Origin of the sequence: Micromonospora sp. LOL_014, assembly GCF_048060245.1 — a bacterium.
In the GTDB taxonomy this organism is placed as follows: Bacteria; Actinomycetota; Actinomycetes; order Mycobacteriales; family Micromonosporaceae; genus Micromonospora_E.
This window is the reverse complement of the sequence record NZ_JBHMIP010000007.1, coordinates 143,628-163,096: the sequence shown is the minus strand read 5'-3', so window position 1 is coordinate 163,096 and position 19,469 is coordinate 143,628. Positions and strand designations below refer to the sequence as shown.

Annotated in this window: 12 protein-coding genes and 2 pseudogenes; 4 read left to right on the top strand and 10 right to left on the bottom strand. The window is 71.8% G+C overall.

The annotated features are described in order from the left end of the window. The first annotated feature begins 72 nt into the window (after positions 1–72). Entirely contained in the window at positions 73–579 is a 507-nt protein-coding gene (locus ACFHW1_RS08705; RefSeq protein ID WP_416553389.1) for a hypothetical protein, read from the top strand. Between the two features lie 160 nt (positions 580–739). After that, on the top strand, positions 740–1,486 hold the full coding sequence (locus tag ACFHW1_RS08700; protein ID WP_416553387.1) for a CDP-alcohol phosphatidyltransferase family protein: 747 nt from the start codon (positions 740–742) through the stop codon (positions 1,484–1,486). On the opposite strand, the gene ACFHW1_RS08695 is transcribed toward ACFHW1_RS08700, so the two are convergent. From ACFHW1_RS08695 to ACFHW1_RS08670, 6 genes and pseudogenes are all read right to left on the bottom strand, one after another. Next, on the bottom strand, positions 1,475–2,278 hold the full coding sequence (locus tag ACFHW1_RS08695; RefSeq protein WP_416553385.1) for an FkbM family methyltransferase: 804 nt from the start codon (positions 2,276–2,278) through the stop codon (positions 1,475–1,477). The genes ACFHW1_RS08700 and ACFHW1_RS08695 overlap by 12 nt on opposite strands. Beyond that, entirely contained in the window at positions 2,275–2,889 is a 615-nt protein-coding gene (locus ACFHW1_RS08690; RefSeq protein ID WP_416553459.1) for a GNAT family N-acetyltransferase, read from the bottom strand. Before ACFHW1_RS08690 ends, ACFHW1_RS08695 begins: the two co-directional genes overlap by 4 nt. 15 nt (positions 2,890–2,904) lie before the next feature. Continuing rightward, a pseudogene (locus ACFHW1_RS08685) lies at positions 2,905–4,902 on the bottom strand (penicillin acylase family protein); the annotation flags it as partial. Between the two features lie 59 nt (positions 4,903–4,961). Continuing rightward, complete coding sequence (locus ACFHW1_RS08680) at positions 4,962–7,343, bottom strand: GNAT family N-acetyltransferase (RefSeq protein ID WP_416567704.1); 2,382 nt, start codon at positions 7,341–7,343, stop codon at positions 4,962–4,964. Positions 7,344–7,390: 47 nt separating this feature from the next. Beyond that, entirely contained in the window at positions 7,391–8,752 is a 1,362-nt protein-coding gene (locus ACFHW1_RS08675; RefSeq protein ID WP_416553383.1) for a lysine N(6)-hydroxylase/L-ornithine N(5)-oxygenase family protein, read from the bottom strand. Then, complete coding sequence (locus ACFHW1_RS08670; protein WP_416553381.1) at positions 8,739–10,253, bottom strand: pyridoxal phosphate-dependent decarboxylase family protein; 1,515 nt, start codon at positions 10,251–10,253, stop codon at positions 8,739–8,741. The genes ACFHW1_RS08675 and ACFHW1_RS08670 overlap by 14 nt, the downstream gene beginning before the upstream one ends. Before the next feature lie 259 nt (positions 10,254–10,512). On the opposite strand from ACFHW1_RS08670, the gene ACFHW1_RS08665 reads away from it, so the two are divergent. Continuing rightward, the gene (locus ACFHW1_RS08665; RefSeq protein WP_416615205.1) at positions 10,513–11,883 is read left to right on the top strand and encodes an MFS transporter; all 1,371 of its coding nucleotides are present in this window, start codon (positions 10,513–10,515) and stop codon (positions 11,881–11,883) included. Between the two features lie 3 nt (positions 11,884–11,886). On the opposite strand, the pseudogene ACFHW1_RS08660 reads toward ACFHW1_RS08665, so the two are convergent. The 4 genes and pseudogenes from ACFHW1_RS08660 to ACFHW1_RS08645 all read right to left on the bottom strand — a co-directional run. After that, positions 11,887–12,309 (bottom strand): annotated as a pseudogene (locus ACFHW1_RS08660) (N-acetyltransferase); the annotation flags it as partial. Between the two features lie 387 nt (positions 12,310–12,696). Continuing rightward, the gene (locus tag ACFHW1_RS08655) at positions 12,697–14,064 is read right to left on the bottom strand and encodes an NAD(P)/FAD-dependent oxidoreductase (protein ID WP_416615204.1); all 1,368 of its coding nucleotides are present in this window, start codon (positions 14,062–14,064) and stop codon (positions 12,697–12,699) included. Positions 14,065–14,068: 4 nt separating this feature from the next. Beyond that, entirely contained in the window at positions 14,069–15,685 is a 1,617-nt protein-coding gene (locus ACFHW1_RS08650) for a xylulokinase (protein WP_416553375.1), read from the bottom strand. Positions 15,686–15,689: 4 nt separating this feature from the next. Then, complete coding sequence (locus tag ACFHW1_RS08645) at positions 15,690–17,954, bottom strand: aminotransferase class III-fold pyridoxal phosphate-dependent enzyme (protein ID WP_416615203.1); 2,265 nt, start codon at positions 17,952–17,954, stop codon at positions 15,690–15,692. Positions 17,955–18,157: 203 nt separating this feature from the next. Between ACFHW1_RS08645 and ACFHW1_RS08640 the strand changes: the two genes are divergently transcribed. Then, the gene (locus ACFHW1_RS08640) at positions 18,158–19,357 is read left to right on the top strand and encodes a helix-turn-helix domain-containing protein (RefSeq protein ID WP_416567693.1); all 1,200 of its coding nucleotides are present in this window, start codon (positions 18,158–18,160) and stop codon (positions 19,355–19,357) included. Positions 19,358–19,469 lie beyond the last annotated feature (112 nt).

Here is a 19,469-nt window from a genome sequence, read left to right as displayed (position 1 = left end):
CCGGTTCCTGGTGCGTTAGCCTCCGATTTCTGGTCGCCATGACTGCCGTGGAACAGCCGAGGAGGCGTAGACATGTTCGAGGAAGTCGCGGGAATCCCCGCCCATCCACTGCTGCTGCACGCGGCGGTGGTCTTCGTCCCGCTGCTGGCGCTGCTGGCGGTCGGGTACGCCCTGGTCCCGTTCATCCGGGCGCACACCCGGTGGGTGCTGACCGTGCTGGCCATTGTGACGCCGATCGCCGCGCTGGTCACCAAGCTGTCCGGCGACGCGTTCCTCAACCGGATGGACACGGCCGGTCGGATCACCGAGAGCTTCCGGCCGGTGATCGAGGAGCACGAACAGTTGGGGAACCTGACGCTGCTCGCGTCGATCGTGCTGGCGCTCGCCACCCTGGCCCTGGTGTACCTGGTCGGTCCCCGGGTCGCCGCCGCGCACAGCGCGGTCGCCGCCGGGGCGCGTGGCAACGGGGTGCTGGTTCTGGTGATGAAGGGTTTGGTCGTCGTTGCGGCCGGGGTAAGTCTCTACTTAGTGGTGCGGGCCGGCGATTCGGGAGCAAAAGCCGTCTGGACCGGCTACTGATCGTCACCAGGTGCTGGTTGGCTGGGTCGGCCGTTACGGTGTCCGGATGCCGACCTAAGATTCCGGCCCGGCCAGTGAACTCTTCGCGCTGAATCGCCGTTGGTGGGGATATGGGCACCGGGGCGTGCTACGCCGGTGGCTATTCGGTGACGGAGGAAAAGTGACGGTAAGTGCACGTAGTGAAACTGTTCGGTCGGTACACGCGCCGAGTATCGGGCTGCTCGCCCAGATCACGGCCCTGCTGATCCTGGCGGCGACCAGTGGCCTCGGTGTGGCCGGCTGGTCGGCCGGACTGGTCTACGGCCTGGTGACCTGGGCGCTGCTCATCCGGGCGATGCAGCAGCCCGAGGTGGCCGGCTGGGGTCCGGCGGACAGCGTCACCCTGGCCCGGTGCACCCTGGTCGGCGCGGTGACCGCGCTGGTGGCCGACTCGTTCGTCGGTCCGGCCCCGGTCGCGCTGCTGGTGACCCTGGCCGCAGTGGCCCTGGTGCTCGACGGCGTCGACGGCCAGGTGGCCCGCCGTACCGGCACCTGTTCGCGGCTCGGTGCCCGGTTCGACATGGAGACTGACTCGGCGCTGGTCCTGGTGCTCAGCGTGTTCGTGGCCGCGTCGGTCGGCTGGTGGGTGCTGGCGATCGGGGTGTTCCGCTACCTGTTCGGTGCCGCCACCCGGTTGCTGCCCTGGCTGCGGGCACCGCTGCCGCCCCGGTTCAGCCGAAAGACGGTGGCCGCCACCCAGGGTGCCGTGCTCGTGCTGGCCGCCGCCGGGATCGCGCCGCCGGCGCTGGTCACCGCGTTGGTCGCCGGCGTGCTGGCCGCGCTGCTCTGGTCGTTCGGGCGGGACGTGCACTGGCTGTGGCGCGGCCGCGAACCGCAGGTCGACCGGTGGCAGGCGCTAGCCGGCTGACCCGCCCGGCAGCACCGCGTAGACGTCGCCCGAGTTGGCCGCGTGCGGCAGCGACCGAACATGATCGGCCATCTCCGCTTCCGACACCCACCGTCCGAAGGTCAGCCGCTGGCTCTCACCCAACGCGACGTCGAACCGGTAGTCGCCGAGCCCGGCCAACCGCCGCAGACAGCGCAGCGCCGTGTCCCGCTGGATCGTGGTGAACTCGAAGGACAGCGCCGGCAGCGGCCTGGACAATCCGACGAGCACGGTCTCCTCGAACCCCTCGACGTCGATCTTGACGAACGTCGGCCGGCCGTACTCGGCGACCAGTTGGTCGAGGGTCGTCGCCGGCACCTCGATCTCGCCGTCCCAGACCTGGTCCGACCAGCCGGCGGCACCGTCGGCGGCACCCACGAAGTCGGCCGACGCGGTGGAGACCGTGGGGTTGGCCGAGTTGATGTACATCCTTACCGCTCCGGCGGTGTCACCGCACGCCGCCGGCAGGACGGTCACCGCCGGATCGTCCGCGTAGACCAGCCGTACCGCGCGGGCACACAACGGCTGCGGCTCCACCGCCACCACCCGCGCGCCCAACCGCCGGAAGCTGCCGACCCGGTCGCCGACGTGCGCACCGATGTCGAAGACCAGATCGCCCGGCGCGATGAACCGCCGGTAGAGCAGGTCCATCGCGGCGTCCCGGTCCGGATCGCCGTAGTAGTACTCCAGCGACCGGCGCAACCCGGCGAGCTGTGGATCGGCGGCCAGCACCCGGGACGGCACATCGGTACGTGGCTGGTCAGCGGCGGTCACCGGCCGATGGTACGCCGCCAGTGTGCTTGCCTGGCGGCGTACGCCTCCCGGGTCAGGAACGCCAGCTGAGCACGCTTGTCGGCCAACACCAGCTCCACGTCGAACTCGAAGCCCAGCCGCTTCCAGCGGCGCAGCGCCCGGTCGTTGTGAACGTCCGGCTCGATGACGATCCGTCGCCGGCCCGGATCGGCGAACAGGTAGCGGGTGAACGCGTCCACCACCGCGCCGGTGAACCCGGCGACCGGCCGCCGGGCCGGAGCGAGGAACAGATGGATCCCGATGTCACCGTCGCGCACCGGGTAGTGCTCGCCGAGCGGGTCCTCGGCCGGCAGGTAGGTCTGGAAGATGCCGACCGGCTCGTCGTCGACGGTCATCAGGTACGCGTGGTGCGAGTCCAGACCGTCGAGGAACCGGTAGATGTCGCCCACCTGTTCCCGGGTGTGCCCGGTCATCCCCCAGAACCGGGCACGTGGCTCAGTGACCCAGCCGTACAGCAGGTCGAGGTCCTCGGTGGGGTCCAGCACCACCAGGCTGAACCGGCCGATGCCGGGCAGCTGTTCGACGTAAACGCTCGACCGTGTCGTCCCGCCGGCGCCGGTGGTCCACCGCACCGGCGCGACCGGGACCAGGTGACCTGCCGCCCACCGTGGCAGCTGGTCGGCGAAGTGCCGGTCACCGGGCCGTCCCGAGACACCGAACGGCACCACCCAGCGGCTCGCCGACGGGTCGGCGAGGTCCCACACGTAGCGGGCCACCGGCCCGCGCCAGCACACGTCGGAGACCCCGGGCACGCTGGAGGTGGCCAGGACGCTGCCGGTATCGCCGTCGAGCGGGACCGGGCCGCCGAGCGCGTCGGTGGCCGGGTCGGCGGGGCCGGGCAGCACCCGTACCGGGTGCAGCAGGTGCCGGTCGCCCCACCGACCCGGCGGCGGTCCGTCGGCCACCTCGACCAGCGCGGCCACCGCGCAGCGGCCGGGGTCGCCACCCAGCCGGGGCAGCCCGTCGACCAGCCGGTCCAGCGCCAGCCCGATTCGGCCCACCGGGTCGGTCCACGGGGCGAACAGTTCGTCGAAGCCGGGTTCGGCGTGCAGCGGCCGCAGGCAGGGGTCGGCGGACAGCCGGTGGACCAACGCGGCCCGCCAGGCGGCGAACAGCCCGGCGTCGGCGCTGTCGGCCGCCATCCGACCGTCCCAGTCGAGCAGCTTCTCGTGTAGCTGTCGGACCGGCCCGGGCTGGTCGGTCAGGTCGAGGCCGCGCAGCAGCCGGCGCAGCCCGGCCGTCGGTACCAGGGCGTCCATGTGCACCGACTCGGGTGCGGCCCCGTCGTCGAGCAGCTGGCGGATCCGCCGGGCCCGGTGCGGTGGGGCGAAGTCGACGCCGAGGTCCGCGGTGTCGCCGCCGCGCCGGTCGTTGGCGTTGACCACCACCTCGGACACCTCAGCGGCGGCCAGGGCGGCGTAGCCGGGTCGCCAGGCGTACCGGGGCTCCCAGCCGGGCACCGGGACCTGTCGGCACCGGTCGTCGCGCACCGGCACCCGGCCGGCGACCAGCCGGCGCACCGCGCCGGAGCGGTCGGCGACCAGCACACTGTTGACCGGCTCCACCCAGTGCCGCAGTGCCCGTTCGACGTCGCCGACCCGGCGGGCCCGCAGCAGCGGCAGCAGCGCGTCGAAGCCCAGCGCCCCGCCGACCCGGCTCGGTGTCCGCAGGCTGATCGCCTCACCGGTGCGTGAGTCCACATCGATCACCGGCCCGCGCGGGGTCTCGACTACCTCGACCGGCACCGGGTCGGCGTCGCGTACCTCGATCAGTTCGGTGTGCGCCGGCACCGGGGCCCAGCCGTCGACCTGGCGGACCAGCACCCGTCCGTCAACCCGGCGCAGCTGTTCGCGGTACAGGTCCTGGTAGTCAGCCATGGCGTTGGTGATCGCCCAGGCGACCTCGCCGGCGTGGCCGAAGTGCGGCAGCCCCGGTATGCCGGGGAAGGCGAACCCGAAGACGTCGAACTCGGGGCAGGTCAGCTGCACCTGCTGGTAGACGTTGGGCAGCTCCAGGATCCGGTGCGGGTCGCCGGCGATGACCGGGGATCCGGTGCCGCTGCGCTGTCCGGTCACCGCCCAGGCGTTGCTACCTGACGACGCGGGCGGCTCCATGGCGAACAGGTCGACCGCGGCCGGACCGAGGGTGGCGGTGACGTGCGCCCGCCACAGCTTGTTGCCGAAGGTGCCGAACAGCACGTGCTGCACCAGGAATACGCCGAGCGGGGTCCATGGCCGCCAGATGCCGGCGGTGATGCCGGTAGCGGCGAACTCTGGTGCCGCGCCCGAGCCCTCGGCGAGCCCGTCGTTGACGCCGTCGACGTACGCGCCCACCCAGCGGCGGGTCGCCGGGTCCAGCCGCTGGAAGCAGCGTTCGGCGGTGTCGTCGAGGCGGACCCGGCGGGCGAACCGGTCCCAGCCGACCTCGGCCGGGCCGAGCCGGCTGGCCAGCGCGCCCTCCGAGCGCCACCGCTCGACCTCGATCTGCCAGGCCCGGTCGGTGGCGGCGGTGTGCCCCTGCAGGTAGGCGAGGTCGTCGACGTCGGTCGCCCACAGATGCGGTATGCCGTACCCGTCCCGGTGCACCCGTCCGGACCGGCCGGTGCCGTACCGGGTCGTCCCGGGGCCGGCGCCGGATGGAGCCGTCACGGGGCCGGCGCCGCGACGGCGGCGATCGGGTTGTCCTGTGTACCGACGAAGATCAACGACCCGGCCTGGTCGGTCAGGTCGACCATCTGCAGCGTGTTGCGTAGCTGCAACCGATTCAGGCAGGAGTGCCGGAAGGTGGGCGCGAAGAAGTTCAACCGGTCCCGCAGCTGCGGGTGGTCGTCGCCGTGCTGACGGACGCACTCGGCGACCAGTTGCCAGAACCGGTCCGCCGGCAGCACGCCGTCGGCGTCCAGGATCGCGGCGAGGAAGCGCAGAAACCCGTCGAAGACGTCGGTGAACACGGCCAGGACCCGGAAGTCGTCGTCGACCGGCATCCGGATCCGTTCGACCGTGGCCGGCAGCTCCCGGTCGTGCATGGCGACGACCTCCTCGCCGATGTCCTTCATGAACACCCGGACCGGTACGTGGTCCGCCAGCACGAGGATCAGGTTCTCCCCGTGCGGCATGAACGCCAGGTCGTGGCCGAGCAGGCAGTGCAGCAGCGGGCGCAGATAGGCCCGCAGGTACCGGGCCAGCCAGTCGGCGGCCGGCAGGCCGGACGCCGCGATCAGGGCGGTGGCCAGGTGCGCGCCGTCGCGGTCGCGGTGCAGCAGGCTGGCCATGGTGGCCAGCCGCTGCCCGGGCGCTATCCGGGGCACCGGGCTTTCCCGCCACAACGCGGCGAGCATCCGCTGGTACGCCGAGACCGGTGCCCCGCTGCGGTGGTACGCGTCCCCGGTGTAGCCGACCGAGGCCAGCTCCCGCAGCACCCCGAACCCGCAGTCACGCAGTGTGTCGTCGTCGGCGACCAAGTCGGCGACCCAGTCGTTGACCGGCGGGGTGGCCCGCATGTAGGCCGGGGACAGCCCGCGCATGAAGCCCATGTTCTGGATGGACAGTGCGGTCTTGACGTAGTGCCGGTGCGGGTGGTCGATGTTGAAGAAGGTACGGATCGACTGCTGCGCCCGGTACCGGTCCGGGCTCGTGCCGACCGGGACGATTGCCCGGGACGCCACGTCGGCGGCGAAGGTGACGCCGACCTTGTGTTCCCACTGCCACGGATGCACCGGCAGGTACCGGTAGTTGGCCGGGTCGAGGCCGAGGCCGTGCAGCTGGTCGGCGAACCGGTGCAGCGTCTCGGCACCCAGTTCGTCGAGGTAGTGGCTCTGCTCGTCGACGCCGTGCCCGGCGGTGAAGGTGCTCAGGTCGCGGCGTACCGCCAGCCAGACCAGCCGCACCGGGGTGCCGGCCTCCGGCGCATACGCCTCATGGTCGGCCAGGCCGAAGCCGATCCGGCCGTTGTTGGCGACGAACAGCGGGTGCCCCTCGGTCATCGCCGACTCGATGGTCTGGAAGTCAGCGTGCACCAGGTCGGCGGCGCGTTCCCGCCGGTGGTGGTGCTTCCAGGCGGCACCGGCCAGGGTGGCGCTGATCTCCTCCAGGTAGGTGCCGAGCAGCTTCGCCGGGATGCCCAGCGTCTCTCGCAGCTCGACGACGAGGTCGAGGGCGTCCAGCTCCGCCGGGGTGCCGTCGACCTCGCGGGTCAGCGACGCGGCGTCGATCAGCCAGTGGTCGAGAGCGTACCGGCGGGCCCGGAACCGGTACGCGACCCGGTCGCCGGTCGTCAGCTGGTACCCGTCGCCGCCGGGGCCGGCCGGGAGCGTGTTGTCGGGCCGGGGCTGGATCAGCCGTTCGTGGCTGAACTCGGCGATGGCCTTGGCGACCAGCTGGCGGTGGGCGGCCGCGATCGGGCCCGGCGCGAGGTGAGCGGGGGGTGTCATTGGGCTCTCCGTGGCTGATCCGTCGGCATCGGCCGCCGCGCCGTCGCTCGGACTGCTGCCCTGCGGACTGCGGGTACCGCCCAGTTGGCTGGCACTGAACGCGGACCGGGAACAGAAGCTGAGCCGGGCCTGCTTGTCGGACAGTTGGATCAGCCGGTCGACGACGAAGCCGGCTTCGGCATTCTTCACGGCGATCGCCTCGTTGCGTACGTCGGGCTCGACGACAACCCGGTGGTGCGCCGGGTCGGCGAAGACGAAGGCCATCACCGTCCGCATCACCGCCGACGTCATCCCGTGCCGGGGCTCGCCGTCCGGCGGTGCGACCAGCACGTGCATCCCGACGTCGCCGGGCTGTACGGGGTAGTGGTCGGCGAGTTCGCTGTGTGCGGGTTCGTAGGTCTCGGTGAGGAACAGCGGTACGCCGTCGAGTCGGCCGAGCCACGCGTGATGGTGCGGGTTGGCGTCGATGCGCTGGTACTCGCGCCGTACGGTGTCGAGGTCGGCGTCGGGCATTCCCCAGAACACCGACCGGGGGTGGGTGATCCAGGCGTGCAGCAGGTCGGCGTGACCGGCGATGTCGAGTGGTTCGACGGTCATCCGGCCGAGCGGGTCGTCGAAGGTGAACGTGGTCGTCGTGGCGGCGGTCACCGGATGAGCGCCTCCTGCCGCTGCATGGCCACCGGACCGGTCGCGGCCGCCGGTGCCGACGGTGTGTTGCTGTCCGACGGTGCGCCGAAGTGCTGGAAGGCGATCTTGCGCTCGATCGGGTAGACCTCGCGGCCGAGCATGTTGGCGATGATCACCGAGTTGCGGTAGGGACCCATGCCCAGGTCGGGTGCGGTGAGGCTGTGGGTGTGCTCCTCGGCGTTCTGCACGAAGATCTCCCGGTCGCCGTGGTCGACGGTGTAGCCGAGCGCCACGTCGAACCGGCCCCGCTCGTCCCATCGGATCCGGTCGCGGACCGGGTCCAGGAACGCCGGCACGGCCGGCCGGTAGCCGGTGGCGAGCACCAGGCCGTCGGTGTCCATGGTGAAATCGCGGTCCTGCTCCTGGTGGTGCAGGGCGAGTCGGTACCGTCCGGTGTCGGGGTCCCAGTCGGCGCCGGTCAGCGCGGTCCCGGTGAGCAGGGTGGTCGGCACCGGGCCGCCGACGTCCTTGCGGTACAGCGTGTCGAAGATGGTGTCCACCAGGTCGCCGCTGATGCCCTTGTAGAGGCTGCGCTGGTCCCGGTTGAGCCGGTCCCGGCTGGCCGCCGGAAGCCCGTGGAAGTAGCGGACGTACTCCGGTGAGGTCATCTCCAGGGTGAGCTTGGCGTACTCCATCGGGAAGAACCGGGGCGACCGGGTGACCCAGTTGAGCTGGTAGCCGTGGGTGTCGATCTCCTCCAGCAGGTCGAGGTAGATCTCTGCGGCGCTCTGCCCGCTGCCGACCACGGTGACCGACCCGAGGCTCTGCAGCCGGGCCTTGTCCGGCAGGTAGTCGGCGCTGTGCACGGCCGGGCCGGGCAGGTCCCGGACCACCGTCGGGCGGTACGGCACGGTACCGATGCCGAGCACCAGCCGCCGGGTCCGCAGCGTCGTCGTCGCCCCGGTGCCGGCCTCGGCGACCCGTACCAGGTAGTCGCCGGTCGCGGCGTCGTGCTCGACCCGGTCGACCCGGCTGCCGAACCGGACGTTGGGGAGCTGGGCGGCCGCCCAGCGGCAGTACGCGTCGTACTCGACACGCAGCGGGTAGAAGTTCTCCCGGATGTAGAAGCGGTAGAGCCGGCCGGTCTGCTTCAGATAGTTGAGGAACGAGTACGGCGACGTCGGGTCGGCCATTGTCACCAGGTCGGCCAGGAACGGCACCTGGATGGTGACTCCCTCGATCATCAGCCCGGGGTGCCAGGCGAACTCGTCGCGCTGCTCCAGGAACACCCCGTCCAGGTCGTCGACCGGCGCGGTCAGGCAGGCCAGACCGAGGTTGAACGGCCCGAGCCCGACGGCGACGAAGTCATACGTTCGCATTGGCGCACACCTCCGGGGTGACCGGCTCCGGGGCGATGAGCGCCGGATCCCATTCGGCGTCGAGCAGCTCCTGGCCGGTGCGGCGGATCAGCCCGATCACGGTACGCAGGTCTTCGACGGTGGTGTTCGGGTTGAGCAGCGTGAACTTGAGCCAGTAGTGCCCGTCGACGACGGTGCCGGCGATGATCGCGGTGCCGTCGGCGAACAGCCGAGCCCGCAGCCGGGGCAGCAGCCGGTCGCAGTCCTGCACCGGTAGCCAGTCCGGTCGGTACCGGAACAGCACGGTGCTCAGCACCGGTCGCATGACCAGCTCGAAGTCGTCGCACTCGCGGAGCAGACCGTATGCCTGCTGGGCCAGGTCGACGACCTGGTCGAACATCTCGCCGAGCTGGTCGGCGCCGATCGCCCGCAACGTCATCCACAACTTCAGGGCGTCCAGCCGGCGGGTGGTCTGCAGGCTCTTGTCGACCTGGTTCGGCACGGTCGCAGTTCGTGGGTTCAGGTAGTCGGCGTGCACCGCGACCCGCCGCATGGTCGGCGCGTTCCGGACGATGATGGCGCTGGAGCTGATCGGCTGGAAGAAGCTCTTGTGGAAGTCGACGGTGACCGAGTCGGCGGCGGCGATGCCGTCGAGCAGGTGCCGGTGGCGGGTGGAGATCAGCAGACCGCAGCCGTACGCCGCGTCGACGTGCAGCCACACCGCCCGGTCGCGGCAGACGGTGCCGATCGCGGCGAGCGGGTCGACACAGCCGCGGTCGGTGGTGCCGGCGGTGGCGACGACCGCCATCGGCACCAGGTCCTGGTCGAGCAGCCGATTGATCTCGGCGTCGAGCGCCACCGGGTCCATCCGGCCGGTGCCGTCGGTGGCTACCGGAACGACCGCGTCGGCGGCGAGTCCGAGTAGACCGGCGGACTTGCTGACGCTGAAGTGGCTCTCCGCCGTGGCCAGGACCCGCAGCCGGGGCAGCATCGTGGCCCGGTCGGCGTCGGCGCGGACCAGGCGGTCCTCCCGGGCCAGTAGCAGGCCGTGCAGGTTCGACTGGGTGCCGCCGCTGGTGAAGACACCGTCGGCGGTCGGACCAAATCCGATCCGCTCGGCCGTCCAGGCGATCAGCCGTCGCTCGATCAGCGTGCCGGTGGTGCTCTGGTCCCAGGTGTCGACTGAGGTGTTGACGGCGGCGAGCAGCAATTCGGCGTTGAGTGCGGGAATCGCCACCGGGCAGTTCAAGTGGGCCAGGTAGGTGGGTTCGTGGAACCACACCGCGTGGTCCAGATACAGGCCGGCGACCTCGTCCAGTGCGGCGTCGGTGGTGCCGAGCGGTGCGTCCAGGTCGACGCTGTCGACCTTGGCCTGCAGTGGTGCCACGGCGTCGCCGGAGTACGGCTGGCGGACCGCCCGTACACGGTCGGCGAGGACCGCTGCGGTCCGGTCGATGCTGGACACGTAGGTGTCCACGGTGTGCCGGCCGAACAGATGCGGGTACATTGGTCTCTCCAACACCGCCTCCATAAGGGTAACCTAACCTAACTTAGGCGAGGCTACTGGGAGGGCCGGTGAAACGGAACTGGGCAGGACCCCTTCTCCGCGGGGCACGGGGCCGCAAGGCGCGTCGCACGCCCCTCGGCGGGACCGCTGTCGTGCGTCGTGACCAGCGGATTCATTCCGCCAGCGGAGGCCGAGCGGACGCTTGTGACCTGCGTCCCACCAGGTGGATTACCCGGTGGGGGTGGCCGCTCGGCGTCGGCGGGAGGGCGGCCGGATGACCGCTGCCGTCGCCGCCCGCGGGCGGACCATGTCGATCCTGACCGCGCTGTACATCACCCAGTACCTGGGATTCGGGTTCATCACCGTCGGGCTGGCCAGCATCCTGCGGTCCGGCGGCACCTCGCTGGACACTCTCGCGCTGCTGAACCTGATCGGCCTGATCTGGCCGGTCAAGTTCCTCTGGGCACCGATACTGGACCGGTACGGCCCACGGCGCGGCGGCCACTACCGCTCCTGGCTGCTGGTGCTGCAGAGCGGCATGGTGCTGGCCCTGCTGGCCCTGCTCGCCGCCGACCCGGCGACCGGGCGGATCGGCCCGATCGTGCTGATCTGCGCGCTGTTCGTGTTCCTCTCCGCCACCCAGGACATCGCCGCCGACGCGATCGCGGTGCGGATGCTGGCCGACTCGGTCCGGGGCACCGGCAACGGGATCCAGGTGTCGGCGAGCTACGTCGGCAACATTCTGGGCGGCGGCGTCTGCGTGGTGGTCTACGACCGGTTCGGCTGGCAGGCAGCGGTTGGCCTGCTCGCCGCCCTCACCGCGATCGGTCTGCTGGTGGTGTGGCGGTTCCGCGAGCCCGAGCGGATTGCCCGGCCGGCCGGGGCGCGTCAGGCGTACGGCGCGCTGCTGTCCGTCCTGGGCCAGCCCGGCTGCCGCCGCTGGGCCCTCGGCGTGGTGCCGCTGCTCTACATGGGAGCCGGCGCGGCGTACGGACTGGTGTCGCCGGCCCTGGTCGACGTCGGCTGGTCGTTGCAGCGGATCGGCTTCGTGACCGGGATCGTCACCAGCGTCCCGGCCGTCGTCGCCGGGCTGGTGGCCGGCGGCCTGGTCGCCCGGATCGGCCGGGCCGGGGTGCTGGTGGTTGGTGGCGGGTCGCTGGCCGTCGCCACGGTGCTGCTGCTGCCGATGCTCACCGGCCGGGCCGCCGGCGGTTTCACTACGGTCGCGTTGTGCTGCTTCATGGCCGCGTACACGGTGGCGAACGTCGCGCTGTACACGGTGAACATGGACTACTCCCGGCCGGGCACCGGGGGTACCGACTTCACGGTGCTGTCGTCGTTCGGGCTGATCTGCTCCTACCTGGCCGCGGCGCTCGGCCTGACGGCAGCGGCCCGGGTCGGCTACCCGGCAGTCGCGGTGGCCGCGATCGTGCTGATCCTCGCCGGAGTCGCCATCGGCGTCCGCCACCAGGGCCGGTACCGGCCGGCGACCGGCCCGGAGCCAACTGGATTACCAGGGCAACGGTCGGACGAACATGGCGTGCTGGCGCCAGCCGGGAAAGGGCACCAGGTCGCCGACGTGCTGCCAGCCCAGCACCCGCATGCTGCGCAGCACCCGGGAGTTGGAATCGGCGACCGCCAGTGAGGCCCGTTCCTCGGTGCGGCTGGCCAGCAACTGGGAGAACAACGCCACGCCGACCTGCTGACGTTGGAACTCGGGCAGCACGAACGCCTCACAGACGGCGAAAGTCCGGCCCGGCCACTCCCGGGCAAGGTCCGGGTCGGCCGTCGACCGTAGGTCGCGCCACCAGAGCGTCTCGGGTGGCAGCGGGCAGCCCAGCACCGTTCCGGCCAGTTGGTCGCCGACGTAGCCGACGGTGGCGGCGAATCCGGGTGCCTGCGCCGTCCACTCCAGCCGTTGCTCCACCGACGGCTCGGTGTGGTCGGTCAGGTGCAGGTCCTTGGCGTGCACCTGGCGGTAGACCTTCGCGAGAGCATCGATCTGTACCTGGTCGGTGAGCACCACCCGGTGGCGGCCGGTGCCGGTCTCCGTCGTGCGTTCGAGGCCCATCCCACTCCCTTCATCGATGAGGTGAGCCTAACCTAACTGGACGCCCGGGTTTCTGCCAAGGCCGACGGTCCCGGCGATCGGCGACCGGCGGCCGGTGCCCGGCCATCGCCGGGGCCGCGTCCGGCACGACCCGGTGCCCGACCAGCAACCGGTGCAGACCGATCACGATGGCGGCGACCGACTCGACCTGGAGCCCGGCGTAGGAGACCGTCAGTACGGCGCCCAGCCGACGGCGACGAACAACGCCGCCGCGCCCGGCGGGTACTGCCACATCGGGTCGGCGCTCGGCGCCCGGCCGTCGCGCAGTTGCCCGCTCCACCGCCGGTACAGGTCGACGTCGGCGAACAGCTCACCGGCTCCGCAGGAGTCTCATCCGCGTCGGCAGCGTCAGGTCGACGGCGGTGCGACCAGCTGCGGGCCGGGCCGACCGCGCAGCACCCGCAGCGCGACGGCCGGGCGGACCACCGCGGACAACGGTGCGACCAGATGGAACACGTCGGTCAAGGCGCGCTGCACGTACGGATCGCGGTTGGCGGCGTCGGCCGCCCGGTCCAGGTACCAGCGGGACAGCCTGCCGCCGCGCCGGGGCCGTGGCCCGACGGTCGTCGGGTACCGCAGGTCGGCGCCGGTGGCGATCAGCCAGGCGGTCTCGCTGCAGCCGGCCAGCCGGGCCTGCGCCGCGCGGCCCAGTGTGCCGCCGCTGTCGCGCAGCTGCTCGGCCAGCACCACCGCCGTCCGGGCGGCCACGGCCATCCCCTGGCCGTAGACCGGGTTGAAGGTGCACGAGGCGTCGCCGACCACCGCGAACCCGTCCGGCCAGCGTGGCATCGCCTCGTACCGGCGGCGATGGTTGGCGGTGTTGCGGAAACCGTGGATCGGCGAGTCGGCAGTGGCGTCGCGGATCGCCTGGTGGATCAGCGGGCTGCGCAGCCCACGGGCGAACTCCAGGAAACCGGCCTCGTCGGTCGGCGGGTGGTCGCCGCCGAGTCCGCCGAGGGTCACCATCCACCGTCCGTTCTCGATCGGATAGATCACCCCGCCCCGACCAGAGTGGGGCGGTTGCGGCATCACCACGATGTTCTTCCACCCGGCACTGGCCCCCGGCGGCAGCAGGTAGCGCCGGCTCGCGTAGCCGAGTCCGGCGTCGATCCGGGTCTCGTCGGGGCGGCCGTAGCCGAGCTCGGCCAACCAGTCCGGCGCGTGTGAGCTGCGGCCGCTGGCGTCCACCACCAGGTCGGCCGACAGGCTCCGGTCGGCGGCGCCCGCCGCGCGGGGACGCATCCGTACGCCGGTGACCGCGTCACGGCCGTCGGCGCCGAGCAGCCCGATCACGTCGTGGGCCGGCTCGAACCGGATCCGTGGATCGGCGGCCAGCCGCTGGCGGACCGTCCAGTCGAGCAGTTCCCGGCTGGTCCCGACCAGCTGGTGGGTCGCCGGGAACCGTTCCCGCCACCCGGTCGGCGCCAGGTACAGGATGTCGGTCGGCGCGTCGACCCGGACCGCGCCGGCGGCGTGCAGCTCGGTGATCAGGCCGGGGAAGAGCTGATCGAGCGCACGCTGCCCGGCGGTGATCAGCACGTGCAGGTGGTGCGCCTGCGGGACGCCGGCGCGGACCTGCGGCGTGTCGGGGAACCGGTCGCGGTCGACGACGGTCACCCGGTCGACGTGCTCGGCGAGGACACGGGCCGCGCACAGCCCGGCGAGACTGCCGCCGATGACGACTGCGTGCCGGGCGGCGGGAACGGATCGGGCCATGCCGCTATCTTCGCTGATCGGTCCGATGTGCACCACCGGGCATCCGCCGGTACACCGGGGCGAGTCGGCGGTGCAGCTCCCGGTAGACGTCGAAGAGTTCGTCGTAGCGGACGCGGTGCGCCGCCGTCGGGGCGAACACCTGGTCGGTCCGCAGCAACGCCGGGATCTGCCCGAACGTCAGCTGCCCGGTGCCGACCGCGCCGATCCAGCCGGCGCCACGGGCGTTGACCGCGACCGGGTCCGGGTCCCGACGCACCTCGACGCCGAGCACGTCGGCGAAGATCTGGCACCAGGCCGTTGACCGGGCGCCGCCACCGGTGACGGTCAACGAGGCCACCGGGGTGCCGAGGAACCGGTCGACCGCCGCCGACAGCCACCGGGTGTTCAACGCGACGCCTTCGAAGACGGCCCGCAGCAGATCGGACCGGTTAGTGTCGAGCGAGATGTTGACGAACGCGGCACGCAGGTCCGGATCGTCGACCGGTGCGCGTTCGCCGTACAGCCACGGCAGGTAGAGCACCCCGTTGGCGCCGGCCGGCACGGTCGGCAGGATCGCGTCGAACGCGTCGAAGATCGGCGTCTCGTCGGTGGCGAGGCGGCCGGCGCCGACCAGCGGGTCGTCGTACTCGACGATCTTCTCCTTCAGCCAGGTCAGGTTCGCCCCGGCGGTGGCCTGCAGCGCGGTCATCAGGTACCGGTCGCCGATCGCGCACGGCACGGCGGCGATCTGCGCGACCGGGTCGGTCTTCTTCCGGTGCACGTGCGCCGCGATCCACGACGAGGTGCCCAGGTACAGGTGCGGGTCGTCGTCGGCGGTGGTACCGGCGCCGATCGCCGCCGCCGTGGTGTCGATCGCCCCGGCCACCACCTGGACGGTCGGCGGCAGACCGAGGTGGTCGGCGGCGTCCGGGTGCAACGTGCCGATCACCTCGGTGCAGGCCACGATCGGCGGCAGTTTGTCCGCGTCGATGCCGCAGTCGGCGACCAGGGCGGGAGAGTAGCGGACCCGGTCGGGTCGGCGGTTGTCCGTCACCCACGAGGTGAGGATCGAGTCGACCGTAGCCACTGTACGGCCGGTGAGCTTGAGGTTGATCCAGTCCAGCGCGTTGAGGAAGGTCGCGGTCCGCGCGTACACCTCGGGCATGGTGTCGCGGACCAGCAGCATGTGCGCGGCCGGGTCCTTGCCGGTGGTGGACGGCATCCCGCCGGTCAACCGCAGCCAGCGCACGATCCGGCGGACCGACATCCCGCCGTACGCCGGGAAGCCGCCGAACTGCCGCCGCAGGTGCGCCGCGCCGCGCATGTCCAACCAGGTGATGCAGCGGGTCAGTGGCGCCCCGGCGGCGTCCACCGCGATGGTCCCCTCGCCCTGGGTGGACGAGCAGACGGTGGTGACCGCGCGCAGGTGCTCCGGGTGGGCCTGGCCGAGGTCGGCGACCGCTTCGGCAAGCGCCGTCCACCAGGCATGCGGGTCCTGTTCGGCACCGCCGCCGGGCAGCACCAGCAGCGGCACCGGGCGCTGCGCCCAGCCGGTCACCGTACCGTCAGCGGCGACCAGCGCGGCCTTCATCCCCGAGGTGCCCAGGTCGATCGCGAGGACCTGCGGCGGGACGGCCGGCACCGGGTCAAACCCCTTCCACCTGCGCGAACACCCGGTCGAACCGGTCCAGCGCGGTGTCGATCACCTCGTCGGTGTCGGCCATCGAGGTGTACATCCGGGAGCCGGCCAGGGTGATGACGCCGTGCGCCGTGTACGCCGCACCCATCTGCTCCATCAGCCGCTTGCGGGACTTGTTCTCCCTGAGCAGCTTGATCGGGTTGCGCATGTCGAGCAGCATGACGCCACTGCACTCCAGATGCACGATCGACCCCTGGTTGTAGGCCACGTACGGCAGACCGTACCGGTCGATCAGCCGCTGCAGTCCCCGGGTGAGCCGGTCCCCGGCCCGGCCGGCGATCACCGGGGCGTTGGTCCGGGCCATCTCGGCGATCGCGAAATAGCCGGCCGCACAGGACAGCGGGTTCGCCGACAGGGTGCCGCCGACCTGGATGTGTGTCCCGCCGCGCCCGTCGAGTCCGGCGCCGAAGACAGCCATCACGTCGGCCCGCCCGCCGACGCCGCCGGCCATCGGGTAGCCGCCGGAGACCGCCTTGCCGAACACGGTCAGGTCGGGGGTGACACCGAAGTAGCCGGCCGCCCCGCCGAGCCCGACCCGGAACCCGGTGACCACCTCGTCGAAGATCAGCAGCGCGCCGAACTCGTCGCACAACGCGCGGACCCTGGCGTTGAAGTCACGTGGCACGGGGCGGGTGCCGGACTCCGGGCCGAGTGGTTCGACGATCACCGCAGCGGTGCCGCCGCGGACCCGGTTCTCGATCAGTTTGCGGCGCAACGCCCCGAGATCGTGCGGGAACGCCTCCCGCGTGTTGGCGGTGGCGCCGAACGGGATGCCCTTGGCGTTCATCCGGTACGTGCCGGGCACCCGCAGCCCGTACACCATCGTGTCGGACCAGCCGTGGTACGCCCCACCGACCTTGATCACCATGTGCTTGCCGGTGAAGGCGCGGGCACCGCGGACCACCGCCATCACCGCCTCGGTTCCGGAGCCGAGCGACCGGTACATCTCGATGTGCGGCAGGTACCGGAAAATGATCTCGGCGAGCTTCAGCTCGTACTCATGGAACAGCCCGGTCACCGGCCCCGACTCCTTGACCACCGCGGCGACCTGCTCGTTGACCGGGCGGTAGTTGCTGCCCAGGATCGTCGGGCCACCGGCCTGCAGGAAGTCGACGTAGGTGTTGCCGTCGCGGTCGGTCAGGTAGGCGCCGTCGGCGGCGTCGACCGCCAACGGGAACGGGTAGTTGAAGGCCAGGTTGTGCTGCACACCGCCCGGGATGCGGCGCTTCGCCCGGTCGGTGATCTCCTTGCTGGCCCGGCACCGGTCGTTGAAGTAGCCGAGCACGTCGAGCATCGCGTCGTGGCGCAGCCCGCGTACCGGCTGGGCGACCAGGGCCTTGAGCCGGCGCATCGTGTCGTCGACGTCCAGGTACTCGGTGATCGCGTAGCCGAGTCGCGCGGACTCGCTGCCCGGGAGCTGCGCGGTGGTGGTGTCGGCGACCGGGGGCCCGGCGGCGGCGATCGCCGCCGCCACCGCGTCCGCACTGGGCAGTTGCTCATCGGCGGGCACCCGCACCGGCGGGACCGCCTCGGTGAGCTGCGCGGCGATCCGCTTCTCGTCGGCGCGCAGCTTGGTGAACGCGACCTCCCGGATCGCGGTCGGGATGGTGTAGACCTTGCCGGCTTCGCTGGTCAACGCCAGGAGATAGGCGATCGACACCTTCTCCAGCAGCGCCATGTTGAACACCGCGCGGTCCGGGTCGGTCCCCAGCGCGACGACCCCATGGTTGGCGATGATGAACGCGTTGTCGCCGCTGGCCACCTTCTTCTGCACGTTGCGGGCCAGCATCCCGGTGCCGGACGGGGCGTAGTCGACGATCGCCACCTGACGGCCGAGGAAGCGCACCTGCTCGTCGGTGAGCGCCGGGATCGGACGGCGCAGGAACGCCAGGGCCGAGGCGTACGGCTGGTGGGTGTGCACGATCGCGTTGACGTCGGGCCGCTGCCGGTAGATGTTGGCGTGCATCCCGGCCTCGATCGACGGCGCGAGGTCACTACCGGTGCCGTCGGGTATGTGCGTACCGTCGAAGTCGACCAGGCAGATGTCCTCGATCCGCATCCGGTCGTAGTCGTAGTTGCTCGGCGTGACGGCGTACAGCCGGTGCCCCGGAACCCGGACCGATACGTTGCCCTCGGTAGCCTTCAGATAGCCCCGGTCCAGCATGGTTCGACACATGTCGACGACGTGCCGGCGGGAAGTGTGGTGGTCCATGCGGGTCCTCCGGTCCTCCAGGGAGGGGTCGCGGCGAGAACCTATCCTCGCCGTCGGCCGGCGCTGGGACACCGTCCCGCCGGCAGCGGAAAACAGCGACCGGACTATCACCACGTGACAAATTCGGGCTGCGTGTGCCCTCAGCAACCCGTTGCCCTGGGTCGCAGTCTCACTGAATTATCATCACGTGACAGAGTGGCGAGGTGCGAGCCCGCCCAGTGACCGTCACCCCCTGGCAGCGGCTGCCCGCCGAGCTGGCCCCGGCGATGCGGCCCCGGCTGGCGGCGGTGGTCGACACGGTGGCCGCCGCGGTGACCGAGCTGACCCCTGAGTTCGTCGGGATCGACGACCCGAAGTTCCGGGCCGATGTCCGGACCGCGGTCGACGTTGCCCTCCAGCGTTTTCTGGACCTGGTCGGCACCACCGAGCCGGCGTTGCCGCCCCGGGAGCGGGAGGTCTTCGTCGCGCTCGGCGCGGCCGAGGCCCGGGAGGACCGTGGCCCCCAGGCACTGCTCGCCGCCCTGCGGGTGGCCGGCCGACTGTTGTTGCGTCAGGTCGGTCAGGCGCTCGCCACAGTGCGCCCGGTCGACGCCGAGGCCCTCGCCGACTGCGCCGACGCGGTCACCGGTTTCGTCGACGAGCTGGCTGCGGCCGGCACCGACGGGTTCGCCCGCCAGCTGCGCGAACAGTCCGGCGAGGGCGACCGGGCCCGCCGGCAGCTGGGCGAACTGCTGCTGGTCGGCGGAGCCGGCGCCGCCACCGTGGCGGCGGCCGCCGCCCGGGCCGGCTGGCGGGACCTGGCCACCGTGCTGCCGGTCGTGCTGCCGGCCCGGCAGGCCCGCGACGCACGGTTCCGGTTCGGTACCGACGGCATCGTGGTCGACCGGGGCCGCGACGCCGTACTGCTGCTGCGCGCCGGCCCCCGGGCCACCCGCCCGGTGCTGGCCGACGCGCTGCAGGGCTGGCGGGCCACGGTGGGCCCGGCGTCGCCGTGGCCGCAGGTGCCCCAGGCGGTACGACTTGCCGAACTCGCGGCGACCGTAGTCCGGACCGGTGGAGCCGACCAGGGCGGTCCCGTCGACCGCACCGCCGTCTTCGTCGAGGACCACCTCACCGTGCTGGCGCTGCACGGCCACCCCGACGCGCTGACGGTGCTGACCGGCCGCCGGCTGGCGCCCTTCGGCGCGCTGCCGCCCACCCAGCGCGCCGGACTGCTGCGTACGCTGCACAGCTGGCTGCGGCACTGGGGGTCCCGGTCGGCGGTCGCCGCCGAGCTGTTCGTCCATCCGCAGACCGTCAGCTACCGGCTCAAGCGGCTGCGGACGCTGCTCGGCGACGACTTGGATGACCCGGACCGCCGGTTCGAGCTGCTGCTGGTGCTCACCGTCGCCGACCCGCACTGACCAGCGCAGCACCTGCCGGTCAGCGGTAGCGGCGCTGTCGCCACGCCGACTCGCGGGCCTCGTGGGCCAACCGTACGTGCATCGCCGCCGCCCGCGGCGACCGGCGGGACTG